Annotated in this window: 11 protein-coding genes; 6 read left to right on the plus strand and 5 right to left on the minus strand. The window is 61.4% G+C overall.

From position 1 onward, the window contains the following. Window positions 1-94: 94 nt before the first annotated feature. Together WBB95_RS23780 and WBB95_RS23785 are read right to left on the minus strand one after the other, a co-directional pair. The gene (locus WBB95_RS23780) at window positions 95-880 is read right to left on the minus strand and encodes a sulfite exporter TauE/SafE family protein (protein WP_424489785.1); all 786 of its coding nucleotides are present in this window, start codon (window positions 878-880) and stop codon (window positions 95-97) included. Between the two features lie 91 nt (window positions 881-971). After that, window positions 972-1,742, minus strand: coding sequence for a class I SAM-dependent methyltransferase (locus WBB95_RS23785; protein ID WP_424489786.1), 771 nt, complete (start codon window positions 1,740-1,742; stop codon window positions 972-974). A 139-nt stretch (window positions 1,743-1,881) separates the two neighbouring features. Between WBB95_RS23785 and WBB95_RS23790 the strand changes: the two genes are divergently transcribed. From WBB95_RS23790 to WBB95_RS23800, 3 genes are read left to right on the plus strand one after another with little or no spacing between them, the layout of a single operon-like run. Continuing rightward, the gene (locus tag WBB95_RS23790; RefSeq protein WP_424489787.1) at window positions 1,882-2,403 is read left to right on the plus strand and encodes a DUF3455 domain-containing protein; all 522 of its coding nucleotides are present in this window, start codon (window positions 1,882-1,884) and stop codon (window positions 2,401-2,403) included. Window positions 2,404-2,463: 60 nt separating this feature from the next. Beyond that, window positions 2,464-2,991 carry a sigma-70 family RNA polymerase sigma factor gene (locus WBB95_RS23795; protein ID WP_424489788.1) on the plus strand — a complete coding sequence of 176 codons (528 nt, stop codon included), beginning with the start codon at window positions 2,464-2,466 and terminating at the stop codon, window positions 2,989-2,991. Beyond that, window positions 2,988-3,662 (plus strand): anti-sigma factor, encoded by a 675-nt coding sequence (locus tag WBB95_RS23800; RefSeq protein WP_424489789.1) that lies wholly within the window; start codon window positions 2,988-2,990, stop codon window positions 3,660-3,662. The genes WBB95_RS23795 and WBB95_RS23800 overlap by 4 nt, the downstream gene beginning before the upstream one ends. On the opposite strand, the gene WBB95_RS23805 is transcribed toward WBB95_RS23800, so the two are convergent. Together WBB95_RS23805 and WBB95_RS23810 are read right to left on the minus strand one after the other, a co-directional pair. Further along, window positions 3,663-4,964: an ATP-binding protein gene (locus WBB95_RS23805; RefSeq protein ID WP_424489790.1), complete on the minus strand. Its 1,302-nt coding sequence runs from the start codon at window positions 4,962-4,964 to the stop codon at window positions 3,663-3,665. A gap of 3 nt (window positions 4,965-4,967) precedes the next feature. Beyond that, the gene (locus WBB95_RS23810; protein ID WP_078742967.1) at window positions 4,968-5,669 is read right to left on the minus strand and encodes a response regulator transcription factor; all 702 of its coding nucleotides are present in this window, start codon (window positions 5,667-5,669) and stop codon (window positions 4,968-4,970) included. A gap of 286 nt (window positions 5,670-5,955) precedes the next feature. Between WBB95_RS23810 and WBB95_RS23815 the strand changes: the two genes are divergently transcribed. Genes WBB95_RS23815 through WBB95_RS23825 form a run of 3 tightly spaced genes read left to right on the plus strand, consistent with a single transcriptional unit; the run spans window position 5,956 to window position 10,900 of the window. After that, on the plus strand, window positions 5,956-7,110 hold the full coding sequence (locus tag WBB95_RS23815) for an efflux RND transporter periplasmic adaptor subunit (RefSeq protein WP_424489791.1): 1,155 nt from the start codon (window positions 5,956-5,958) through the stop codon (window positions 7,108-7,110). Window positions 7,111-7,116: 6 nt separating this feature from the next. Next, window positions 7,117-10,206, plus strand: a complete 3,090-nt coding sequence (locus tag WBB95_RS23820; protein ID WP_424489792.1) for a multidrug efflux RND transporter permease subunit — start codon at window positions 7,117-7,119, stop codon at window positions 10,204-10,206. Between the two features lie 52 nt (window positions 10,207-10,258). Further along, complete coding sequence (locus WBB95_RS23825; protein ID WP_424489793.1) at window positions 10,259-10,900, plus strand: DUF1345 domain-containing protein; 642 nt, start codon at window positions 10,259-10,261, stop codon at window positions 10,898-10,900. A 67-nt stretch (window positions 10,901-10,967) separates the two neighbouring features. Here the strand turns inward: WBB95_RS23825 and WBB95_RS23830 are convergent. After that, a partial coding sequence (locus WBB95_RS23830) for an autotransporter outer membrane beta-barrel domain-containing protein (protein WP_424489794.1) occupies window positions 10,968-13,105 on the minus strand: 2,138 nt, incomplete at its 5' end.

Below are 13,105 nucleotides of genomic sequence, written 5' to 3' on the forward strand. Positions count from 1 at the left end.
AGTGAGCCGCTGTAAGAGCGGAACCCATACCCGCCACAACCCAGATAACGGATATACCCCCACCCCCACGCCCCACCCAAAAACACCCAACCAATCAAAACGCCAACTTGTACCCAATGGTCATCAACATAATCGCCAGGCACGGACGCAACACCCCATCCGGGACCTTCCCGGTCATATGGCTACCGATGTAAATCCCCGGCAACGACCCCATCAGCAAAAAGCCCAACAAGTGCCAATCCATATTCCCCATGCTCGCATGGCCCAGGCCCGCCACCAGCGTCAGGGGCACCGCGTGAGCAATCTCCGTCCCCACCAACCGCCGCGTGGCCAGAAACGGATACAGAATAAACAACGCCACAGTGCCCAGCGCACCCGCGCCGATCGAGGTCAGCGCAACCATGGTGCCAAGAATGGCGCCCGTCACCACCGTGAGGATATTCAGATTGCGCGGGCTCATGCGGTAGTCATCACCGGCATGCCGCTGGGCAAAGGCCAACAGGCTTTTCTTGAACAAAATCGCCAGCGCAGTCAACAGCAGCACCACGCCAAGCGCCTGCTTGATCACCGCATTCATGGCAGTGGGATCAGTGTGCAGGCTGGCAAGAAACCACAAGGTCAGCAACACCGCAGGCACGCTGCCCAGGGTCAGCCAACCGGTGATGGTCCAGTCGATGTTCCTGTTCTTGCTGTGAACCAGCACCCCACCCGACTTGGTGATGGCGGCGTACAGCAGATCGGTGCCCACGGCGGTGGCCGGGTTGATGCCGAACCACAGCAGAATCGGGGTCATCAACGACCCCCCGCCGACACCGGTCATGCCCACGATAAAACCAACGATCAGGCCAGCAACGACGAAACCAACATTACCCACATCCATTACAGCTACCTGCGGCCTTATAAATTTCTGGCCGCAGGATAGCGATTTTTCTTATAACGACTTATATCAATATGATCTGACTTTATGCTTTTTAGCTTAGTCGCTGGCAGAGGTAGGCTTGGGTCTGATACGGAAAGGCCACCGTCTCCCGCCCTTTTAATGCCGGGTGAGTGTCGATCAGCGCCTGCAGCTGTGCGGTGACCGTGACTTTTTCTGCCGCGGGCAGCGCGGCGATGAAACTCACTGACAGGAACCGATCCATGATCACTTCTTGAGGGCTGCCAACGTGCTGATAGGAAAAGCAGGTCACCTGCGGCGCGGAAAAATACTCGCCGCTGAAGGCTTCACGCCAACGGCCTGTATGAAAACGCGGCGTGTCGCCCTCATAAGGCGTGATGATCGCGGTAATGGCCGCCACCCAGTCCACGGACTCATCGCGCACATTCCACACCAGCCCCAGACGCCCTTGCGGCTTGAGCACGCGGTGAATTTCCGCCAGCGCGGCGTGGGTCGAAAACCAGTGAAAGGCTTGCGCGCAGACCAATGCGTCGGCACTCGCGGACGCCAGGGGAATGGATTCGGCCGTGCCACTCAGCAGGCGCACACCCGGCAACAGCTTACTCAGCTGCGCGCCCATCGCCTCCACCGGCTCGACGGCAATCAATGTCGGCGCCAGGGTGCTGAGCAAACGGGTGAACTTGCCGGTGCCCGCCCCCAGGTCGATGACCGTTGATTGCGCATCGATGTGCAAGGTTTCGGCGAGCCAGCCGGTGAGCTGTCGGGGATAGTCCGGCCGGCCTTGGGCGTAGGTGACGGCCTGGGTAGAGAAACCTTGTTGAGCAGACGTGTGAACACCAGTCATTGCCAATCTCTCTTCGGGTAAAGCGGGGACACAGTGTGCGCCCTCTGAAGTTTATTTTCTAACCCGTGCATCCAATCGCGCGCGCCGTGGGTAGTCCTTTCAGTCACCCCGCTGTTTTTCTGAAAATGGAGCAACACCCATGCACGCCAAAGCACTGATTTGCCTCACTGCCCTGCTCACCGCCGCGCCATCGGTATTCGCCCAGGCCGGCTTGCCCGACAGCATCAAGGTGCCGGACGGCCACAAGGTAGCGCTGGAGACCACCGGCGTCGGCGAAATCACCTACGAATGCCGGGACAAAGCCAACGCCGTCGGCCAGACCGAATGGACCTTCGTCGGGCCCAAGGCCGTGCTCAATGATCGCAACGGTAAACAGGTGGGCACCTATTTCGGCCCCCCGGCCACCTGGCAAGCCAAAGACGGCTCGAAAATCACCGGCACCCAACTGGCGGTAGCGCCGTCGAGTGCCGGCAACCTGCCCTATCAACTGGTCAAGGCCAACCCGGCTGAAGGCAAAGGTGCAATGAGTGGCGTGAGCTACATCCAGCGCGTCGCCCTCAAAGGCGGTGTAGCGCCGAGCAGCGAGTGCACGGCGGCCAACAAGGGTAAACAGGAAGTGGTGAAATACCAGGCCGACTACATCTTCTGGGCCGCCAACTGAGCAAAGTCGGCTACGCTGCCTGTGGCGATAGCATTCGCCACAGGTTTCAGCCATTTAGGGATGCCGTGTTTGTTTGATTACGAAGCTTGCCTGGCGGCCTGTGCCCGTGGCGATCAGCGCGCCTTGCGCCAACTGTATGCGCAGGACAGCAGCCGTTTGCTCGGCGTGGCGCTGCGCATCACCCGCGACAAGGCCTTGGCCGAAGACATTGTGCATGACGCGTTTATCAAGATCTGGCGCGGCGCCGACAGCTTCGACCCCGAGCGTGGCTCGGCGCGCGGCTGGGTGTTCAGCGTCACCCGGCACCTGGCGCTCAATGTCGTGCGCAACCATTACCGCGAAGTGGCGCTGAGCGATGAACACGAGCAGGTCGCCGCGCCCCAGGACACCTTTGAATTCACCGCGCGCGCCGGGCAGGTTTACCACTGCCTGGAACAGCTCGACCCGGCCCGTCGCCGCTGCATTCTGCATGCCTACGTCGACGGCTATTCCCACAGTGAAATCGCACAGAAACTGGACACGCCCCTGGGCACCGTCAAAGCCTGGATCAAACGTAGCCTCGCCGCGCTGCGGGAGTGCATGGCATGAGTAACCCACTGGATGAACTCGCCAGCGAATACGTGCTGGGCACCCTGCCCTCTGAGCAACGCGCCGAAGTCGAACAACGCTTGAAGCAGGATGCCGAACTGCGTGCAGCGGTCGACGCCTGGGAGCAGCGCCTGCTGCCGCTGACGGCACTCGCCGAGCCGGTGCCGCCCTCCGCTCAGCTCTGGCAGCGCATCGAACGCCATATCGCGGGCGCCGAGGCCGACGTGCCGTGGTGGAACCTGCTGGCGCTGTGGCGTGGCCTGGCCGGTGCGGGCCTTTTGACCACGCTGGTACTGGCGGCGTTGCTGCTCACCCGCCCACCGGCCACTGACCCTAGTTTTATCGTGGTATTGGTGGCGCCCCAAAACCAGGCCCCAGGCTGGGTGATCCAGGCGAGTGACAATCAGAACATCCAGTTGATCCCGTTGGGCGTCATGGAAGTCCCGGCCGACAAGGCCCTGCAATTCTGGACCAAGGGCGACGGCTGGCAAGGCCCGGTGTCGCTGGGTCTGGTCAAGCCAGGGCAGACGCTGTCGGTGCCGCTCGACAAGCTGCCGCCGCTTACGCAGAACCAACTGTTTGAACTGACCCTGGAAGACCCGCGCGGCTCGCCGACCGGCAAACCGACCGGGCCGATCCAGGCAATCGGCCGCGCCGTTAAGGTGCTCTGATCAGCCGACGCTGGGCAACCACACGCGAAAGCGCGCCCCGCCCAACGGCGAGGCCTGGACCGTCAAGCTGCCGCCCTGGGCCTCCAGCGCACGCCGGCTGATCGCCAGGCCGAGGCCGAAGCCGCCGGTGGCGCGGTCGCGGCTGCGGTCGAGGCGGTAAAACGGTTCGAAAATGCGCTCGCGCTGGTCAACCGGAATGCCAATGCCGTCGTCGTCCACCCAGATCTCGCAGCCTTCGGCGCACACCTTGACCCCCACTTGAATGCGTTTGTCGCAGTAGCGTGTGGCATTGCGCAGCAGGTTTTGCAGGGCACGGGCGGTGAGACGCGGGTCGAGGCTGAAGCGCTCCACGGCGCAATCGAGCGCCACGTCGATAACGATCTCGGGGTTTTCCAACTCGTCATCGACACTGCCCAGCACGCTGTCGATGAATTCGTCGAGCACCACCTCGACCCGCTCCGGCAACTGCGCAGGGTTTTGCAGGCGGCTGTAGGACAGCAACTCCAGCACCAACTCGTCCAGCTCGCGAATATGCGCGACCAGGCTTTGCAGGCGCTCACGGCTGGCCGGCGGCAGGTCTTCGGAGAGGGCCAGCGCCAGGCCGAAATCCAGGCGTGTCAGCGGTGTGCGCAGTTCGTGGGAGACCGCATTGAGCAGGTCGCGCTGCTGGTTGAGCAGGCGCTCGATATCATCGGCCATGGTGTCGAACACCGACGCCAGGCTGCCGATGTTGGAACTCGCGGGAATCTGCGTACGCTCGCCCAGGTTGCCCCGGCCCAGTTGCGCGGCGGTGCTTTTCAGGCGCTCCAGGTCCCGCCAGTGCGGGCGCAACCAGACCAGCAGGCAAGCCAGCAGCGCGGCACCGATGAGTACGTTCATCGACCAATACAACAGGTTCATGTCCAGCGGGTCCGGCGGGATGGTCAGCTTGACCGCAAACTGCTGGTTGATCGGCGAGCTGATTTCTTCCATCCAGCCCCACTCTCCCAACCGAATGACCGACTGGCCTTTTTCCAGCTGCTTTTCTTCCTCGGGGGTATAACTGGCGTCCTGGCGCAGCAGCAGTTTCACTTTCAGCGGCGCAAAGTCCCGGCCTAACTGATCGGTCACCTGGGACCAATGCTCAACCGGCGCGCTCTGGTACTGCTTGACGATGAGAGATTGCAAGCCTCGCGTCTGCTCGACGTTGTAATCCAGGTAGCGGTGTTCGAACAGCTGGATCACCAGCTTGGGAATCAGAAAGATCGCCGCGCTGTAGGTGACGATGGTGATCAGGTAGAGGCGCAGCAATACACGAAACATGGCTCAGCATTCCCACTCGGAACGGCTGAACAAGTAGCCCTTGCCCCACACGGTCTTGATCTTGCGCGCTTCGCCGGCGTGGTCGTCGAACTTGCGGCGCAGCTTGGAGATGGCCACGTCCACCGAACGGTCGGTGCCGTTGAACTCGATACCGCGCAGGCGCTGCAGGATCTGGTCGCGGCTGAGCACTTCACCGGCGTGCCGGGCCAGCACCACGAGCAAATTGTATTCACCACTGGACAGCTCCACCGCCTGTTCGCGCCAGGTCACGGTGCGTTCCGACAGGTCGATGCACAGGTTGCCCATGATGATCTGGTCGTTCGCCACCTGGGGTTCGGACAGGCTGCTGCGGCGCAGCAATGTGCGCACCCGCGCGAGCAGCACGCGCGGCTCGCAGGGTTTGGTCACGTAGTCGTCGGCGCCCATTTCCAGGCCCAGCACCTGGTCGTGGCTGTCGTCGCGCGCGGTCAGCATCAAGATCGGCAGGCCTGCCGAATCGGCGCGCAACAAACGGCACACCTGCAGGCCATCGAGGCCGGGCAGCATCAGGTCGAGGATCACCAGGTCCGGCGGATTTAGGCGCGCGCGTTCGCGGACGTGGTCACCACGGCTGAGCACGCTGACGTGGTAGCCATTGCGTTCCAGATAGCTGGCAATCAGCTCGGAGAGTGCGGCGTCGTCTTCGACCAGGAGGATGTTGGGCATGGTGTTTCCAGATAATACGGTTTGTCGGCTGTACGCAGACCTTTGTGGGCGCGGGCTTGGTGGCGAAAACGGTGGTTCAGCTCACCGGTTTGTTGCCTCACAGAGCGCTTTCGCGAGCAAGCCCGCTCCCACATTTGATCTTTGTTGTTGCAGGATTGTGCAAGGATATACGCCCTCAGCCGACTATGGGTCGCACCTTACATTTCTTCACAGACGAACTACACAGCTTCACAGCACCACGGCGCAGGTGACTTTAGGATGCGCCAGTCAATATTGGGATATAAGCATGTCGAAGAATCTGTTTGCGCCGTTTTGCCTGCTGGCCCTGACGCTGGCACTGAGTGCCTGTGGCAAGTCGGCCACCGAGGCGCCGCAAACGCCTCTGGCGAAAGTGCGCACCGAAACCCTGCAGGCCAAACCCCTTTCCATCACCAGCGAGCTCAGTGGCCGTATCGCCGCACCGCGGATTGCCGAAGTACGGGCGCGGGTGGCCGGGGTGGTGATGCAGCGGGTGTTCAAGGAAGGTCATGACGTGAAACAGGGCGACGTACTGTTTCGCATCGACCCGGCGCCGTTCAAGGCCGACCTCGACAGCGCCCAAGCGAACCTGAGCAAGGCCGAGGCCAATGCGTTCCAGGCGCGCCTGCAAGAGCAGCGCTACAGCCAGTTGGTGGAAGGCAATGCCATCAGCGGGCAGGACTACGACAATGCCCGCGCCGCCGTGCGCCAGACCAACGCTGAAGTCGCGGCCAACAAGGCCGCGGTGGAGCGCGCGAAGCTGAACCTGGGCTACGCCACCGTCACCGCGCCGATTTCCGGGCGCATCGGCCGGGCGCTGGTGACCGAAGGTGCGCTGGTCGGCCAGAACGAAGCCACGCCGCTGGCGATCATCCAGCAGTTGGACCCGATTCACGCCGACCTCACCCAGTCGACCCGCGAGTTGAATGACCTGCGCCGCGCCTTCCGTGCCGGCAGCTTGAAACAGGTTGGCCAGGACCAGGCCAAGGCCACGCTGATTGAGGATGACGGCAGCCTCTACCCGCTGCCCGGCAAACTGTTGTTTGCCGAAATCAGCGTCGACCCGGGCACCGGGCAAATCATCCTGCGCAGCGAGTTCCCCAACCCCGACCTCGACCTGCTGCCCGGCAGCTTTGTGCGGGTGCGCCTGGAGCAAGCCGTCGACAAGCAGGGCCTGAGCGTGCCCCAACGCGCCATCACCCGTGACAGCGCCGGTATTCCGATGGTCCTGCTGCTGGACGCCGAGCAAACCGTCAGCCAGCAACCGGTGGAACTCGGCGCGGTGATTGGGGACCGCTGGATCGTCAGCAGCGGGCTCAAGCCCGGTGACCGCATCGTGATCGAAGGCCTGCAACATGCACGGCCCGGTGAAAAAGTAGAAGTGGACGACAGCCCGGCCCCTGGCCAGCTCGTAAAGGAATAACCCGCCATGCCGCAGTTCTTTATTGATCGCCCGATCTTCGCGTGGGTGGTCGCCCTGTTTATCCTGCTGGCCGGCGCACTCGCCATCCCGCAGTTGCCGGTGGCGCAGTACCCCAACGTCGCGCCGCCAAAGGTGGAAATCTACGCGGTGTACCCGGGCGCCTCGGCCCAGACGCTGGATGAAAGCGTGGTGAGCCTGATCGAGCAGGAGCTCAATGGCGCCGACCACCTGTTGTATTTCGAATCCCAAAGCAGCCTCGGCTCGGCCACCATCACCGCGACCTTCCAGCCGGGCACTGACCCGGAAATGGCCCAGGTGGATGTGCAAAACCGCCTCAAAGCGGTCGAGCCGCGCCTGCCGCAGGCGGTGACCCAGCAAGGTTTGCAGGTAGAAAAAGTCTCCGCCGGTTTCCTGCTGCTGGTCACTCTGACCTCCAGCGACGGCAAGCTCGACGACGTGGCGCTCAGCGACTACTTGGCGCGCAACGTGATGAACGAGCTCAAGCGCCTCGACGGTGTGGGCAAGGCCCAGCTGTATGGCGCCGAACGTGCCATGCGGGTCTGGATCGACCCGCAAAAGCTGATCGGCTTCAACCTCACGCCTGCCGACGTGAATGCCGCGATCAGCGCGCAGAACGCCCAGGTGTCAGCCGGCAGTATTGGTGATCTGCCGGGCACCAAGACCCAGGAAATCACGGCGGCGATCCTGGTCAAAGGCAAGCTGTCGACCCCGGCGGAGTTCGCCGATATCGTGCTCAAGGCCAACCCCGACGGCTCGACCGTGCGCGTCGGCGACGTGGCGCGGGTGGAAATCGGCAGCCAGGAATACCAGTTTTCCACGCGCCTGAACGGCAAGCCTTCTACCGCCGTCAGCGTGCAACTGTCTCCCGGCGCCAACGCGTTGAGCACCGCGACCCTGGTGCGGGCGAAGATGGACGAGCTGTCGCGCTACTTCCCGGCCAATGTGGAATACAAGATTCCGTACGACACCTCGCCGTTCGTCAAAGTCTCAATCACCAAGGTGGTTTACACCTTGCTGGAGGCCATGGCGCTGGTATTTGCGGTGATGTTCCTGTTCTTGCAGAACGTGCGTTACACCTTGATTCCGACCCTGGTGGTACCGGTTGCGCTGATGGGCACCTTTGCCACCATGCTGTTGCTGGGTTTCTCGATCAACGTGCTGACCATGTTCGGCATGGTGTTGGCCATCGGTATCCTGGTGGACGACGCGATTGTGGTGGTGGAAAACGTCGAGCGCATCATGGCCACCGAGGGTTTGTCACCCAAAGATGCCACGCGCAAGGCCATGGGCCAGATCACCGGCGCGATCGTCGGTATTACCCTGGTGCTGGTGGCGGTGTTTCTGCCGATGGCGTTCATGCCGGGTTCGGTGGGCGTTATCTACCAGCAATTCTCGCTGTCGATGGCGACGTCGATCCTGTTCTCGGCGTTCCTCGCCCTGTCCTTGACCCCGGCGCTGTGCGCCACCTTGCTCAAGCCGATTGCCAAGGGTGAACACCATGCCAAGGGCGGTTTTTTCGGCGGGTTCAATAAACGTTTTGAGCAGCTCACCGACCGCTACGAAGGCTGGGTGGCCTACGCGCTCAAGCGCAGTGGCCGTTACCTGCTGATCTACCTGGTGTTGCTGGTCGGTTTGGGGTGGATGTTCAGCCGCCTGCCCTCCTCGTTCCTGCCGGTGGAAGACCAGGGCTACACCATCACCGACATCCAGCTGCCGCCGGGCGCGAGCAAGAACCGCACGGTGCAGGTGGCCGAGCAGATCGAGGCGCATAACGCCGGGGAGCCAGGGGTGGGCGATACCACCATGATCATGGGCTTCAGTTTCTCCGGCTCCGGGCAGAACGCGGCGCTTGCATTTACTACGCTCAAGGATTGGTCCGAGCGCAGCAGCAACGACTCGGCCTCGGCGATTGCCGACCGTGCCAACGCGGCCTTCAGCGAGCTCAAAGACGCAATTGCCTACGCGATTTTGCCGCCGCCGGTGGACGGCCTCGGTACCTCCAGCGGTTTCGAGTTCCGCTTGCAAGACCGTGGTGGTGTCGGCCATGCCGCCTTGATGGCGGCGCGCACCGAGTTGCTGGCTAACGCTGAGAAAAGCCCGATTTTGGCCAACGTGCGCGAAAGCGCCCTGGCCGAAGCACCGCAAGTGCAGCTGGAAGTGGACCGCAAGCAAGCCAACGCCCTGGGGGTTTCCTTTGCCGATGTGGGCAACGTGTTGTCCTCGGCGATTGGTTCGGCCTACGTCAATGACTTCCCCAACCAGGGCCGCATGCAGCGCGTGGTGGTGCAGGCCGAAGGCGACCAGCGCAGCCAGGTGGCGGATTTGCTCAAGATCAACGTGCGTAACACGGCCGGGAAGATGGTGCCGCTGTCGGCATTCGTCGAAGCCAAGTGGACCCAGGGCCCGGCACAGTTGACGCGTTACAACGGCTACCCCGCCATCGCCATCAGCGGCGAAGCGGCGCCGGGGCACAGCACGGGTGAGGCCATGGAAGAAATCCAGCGCCTGGTCAGCCAGCTGCCGGCGGGCCTGGGCCAGGAATGGACCGGTTTGTCGTTGCAGGAACGGCTGTCCGGCTCGCAGGCGCCGTTGCTGTTGGGCCTGTCGCTGCTGATCGTGTTCCTGTGCCTGGCGGCGCTGTATGAAAGCTGGTCGATTCCGACCTCGGTGTTGCTGGTGGTGCCGCTGGGTGTACTCGGTGCGGTAGTGGCGGTGAGCTTGCGCGGCATGCCCAATGACGTGTTCTTCAAGGTCGGGTTGATCACCATCATTGGTTTGTCGGCAAAGAACGCGATCCTGATCATCGAGTTCGCCAAGGACCTGTATGACCAGGGTGAGGACCTGATCGACGCCACCTTGAAAGCCGCGCGGCTGCGCTTGCGGCCGATCATCATGACGTCGCTGGCGTTTATTCTCGGCGTGGTGCCGCTGGCGATTGCCACAGGTGCCAGCTCGGCAAGCCAGCAGGCGATCGGTACCGGCGTGATCGGCGGCATGATCACCGCGACACTGGCAGTGGTGTTTGTGCCGGTGTTCTTTGTGGTGGTGATGAAGCTGGTACGCAAGCGACCATAAACCCGCTGAAAGTGCGCTAAGGTGCTCACAAACTCCCTTGTTGTGAGCACCTATGACCTTCCTCGCCCGCACCCACCCTCGCCTCTCTTGCGCTGCCGTCTTGGGCCTTGCCGTGGGCATCCTGGCGCCAGCCGATACGCTCATCAGCAAAATTCTGATTGGCTGGAATGCCGGGGTCTGGAGCTATCTGGTGCTGATGCTGTGGCTGACCAGCCGGGCAAAGGCCGACGACGTAAAACGTATCGCCGAAATCGAGGATGAGAACGCAGGCCTGGTGCTGTTCATGGTCTGCATCGCGGCGATCGCCAGCCTGGCGACCATCACCCTGAACCTGGTGGGCAGCAAAGACATGGACGGCACGGCACGCCTGCTGCATTACGGCTTTACCGGAATGACAGTGATTGGCTCATGGTTGTTGATCGGGGTGATTTTCAGCGTGCATTACGCCCGTCTTTTTTATACCTGGGAAGGCGACGAGCCCGCGCTGCGCTTCGCCGAAGGTTTACGCACGCCCAACTACTGGGACTTCCTGTACTTCTCATTCACCATTGGCGTGGCGGTTCAGACGGCCGACGTGGGCGTTGCCACGCGCAGCTTGCGCAAAGTGGTGCTGGGCCAGTCATTGATCGGCTTTCTGTTCAATACGGCGATTCTGGGCTTCTCGATCAATATTGCCGCAGGGTTGTTCAGCTAGGCCCGACGGTTTTTTGATAGGCAAAAAAAGGGGAAGCCGAAGCTTCCCCAGTTCACTGCGTAGACACTTAGAAAGAGTACTGCACACCTGCGGTGGCACCCCAAGGCATGTCATACGCTTTGCCTTGGCTGTGATTGACCTCAGCATGCAGGCTCAGGTTTTTCGACAACGAAACGGCCATGCCGCCCGCCACCTCTAAACTCGCGCCGGACAGGTTGTTTTTAAACATCTGATCATTGATGTAAACCTTGTTGTCCGGGCTGAAGTCACGTGCCACTGCGGTACGCACGTAAGGTTGCAGGATGGCGCCGCTGTCGAGCTGGATGTCATTGCCCAAGGTCACACCCACCTTGCCGATCGCCGAAGTGGCACGGTCGCTCTTCGCTTTCAGGCCGTTGTCCATGGTGTAGTTCGAGCCGCCAATAGACGCGACGGACGCGTAAGCGAACGGCTCAACATAGAGACCTTCATCGTTGAGCTTGAAATTATGGCCCACTTCAACCGATGCACTCACCGCGTCCTGCGTGTAATTGCCTTTGGCGCGCTGACCATCGCTCATGTTGACCTGGCTCTGGCCATTCAAACGGTTGACCTTGCCGACCAAGTCGACATAGGTGCCGCTGTCATCTTTCCAGATTGCATACGTACCGAGGTAGTAGCTGTTGACCATACCGCTGCTGCCACGGCTCAGGCCCAGGGTGGAGTTGCTGTAACCACCCAAGACACCCAGCGTCCATTCATCATTCAACGTATTGTCGAAACCGATCGTGACGCCGTTCTGATTCTGTGAATAGCCCACGCCATTGCTGTTGGCCGCCACATCAATCTTGTTACCGTAACCGCGGATCCACAGCCCTTGGCTCTTGCCGTCGCCAAAGCGCACTTCGCCCATGCGCGTGCGCAGTACGCTGGACTCGCCAACCAATACGGCCGGTGCGGCATTCGCCAACGCCAGTACCGCTTTGGCACTGGTACTGGTGCCCTGTTTTTCGGTATCGAGGAACCAGTCAGTGCCTTTCTGCTTGAGCCCGTATTCGAAAGCGCCCACGTCCACGGTATCGCCGACCAGGCCGAATCGCGCACCACCACTTTCCGTGTGTACCACCTTGATGGCTTCACCGGTGGCCAGTTCCGAGCCGCTCGCCGCGATCAACAGCTTGTGATTGCCCTCGGCGTTGCCTACCACGTTCAACAAGTCGGTTTCACCGGTGTTGAAGTTGGTGTGCATGGCAAAGGTGCCGTCGCCCGTCAGGCTGCTGGTGTTCAGTTGAAAGTATTGAGCGGGGCTGCCAAATACGACGGTGCCGCCGCCCATTTTCAGCGCATTGACCTGGCTGTCACCGACGAGTACCCACTGCGCATTACTGTTGACGTCAAGTTGCGCGACGTTATTCAGCTGGCCCGTGAGCGAGGCATTGTTGTTGAGTTGCACGTTGGCGGTGCTGCCTGCTTCAACGACCACATCGCCCACCAGCGTGCTGTTGTCGACGCTCATGTTGGCGGTGGAATTTTTTTGCACGTCCAGCAGGATGCCGTTGCCGGCTTTCAAGGTCGAGCCATTGAGTACCTGAATATCGCTATTGATACCAACACCCGTGCGGTCCGTCACCAGAATGGCTGAACCACTCTTGCCCTCTACGCTTGAAGCATTGAGCACCACGCTGTTGCCAAGGGTTGCGCTGTTGTCGATGTCAAACATGATGCCATTGCGACCACCGATAATGCTGGTGTTATTGGACGTGCGCAGTTGCCCGTTTTGCAGGAGCACGCCTGCGCCATTCGCACCGGTCGCCTCGACACGGGTGTTGTTGAAATCCAGCACGCTGAAGGCGCTGGCACGGGCGCCTTGAGTGACACCGGTGATTTGACTGTTGGTCGCCGTCACGGTCGACCCATTGATTGATCCCAGAGGGCGACCGGCCGCCAGGCCTACGCCGTTGGTGTTGATGATCTGGCTATTGCCCAAAGTCAGCCGGCTGCCGGAAAGCCGGATAGCCGCGTCGTTTGGGGCTGTACTGGTGACCCGGGAACCGTTAATCGTCAGGGTTGAATTGTTGGCGATAATGGCCTTCGTCTGGCTGTTCGGGTTAAGGATCAATGTGGCCGTTTGCGCAGTGATTTCGTTGGTGACCGCACCCTGAACGGTCAAGCCCGAGCCCGAGCGCAAATCATAGGTATCCAATGCTGAGCCGGCAGGCACAACGT

It is taken from the genome of Pseudomonas sp. (assembly GCF_049645325.1).
GTDB lineage: Bacteria > Pseudomonadota > Gammaproteobacteria > Pseudomonadales > Pseudomonadaceae > Aquipseudomonas.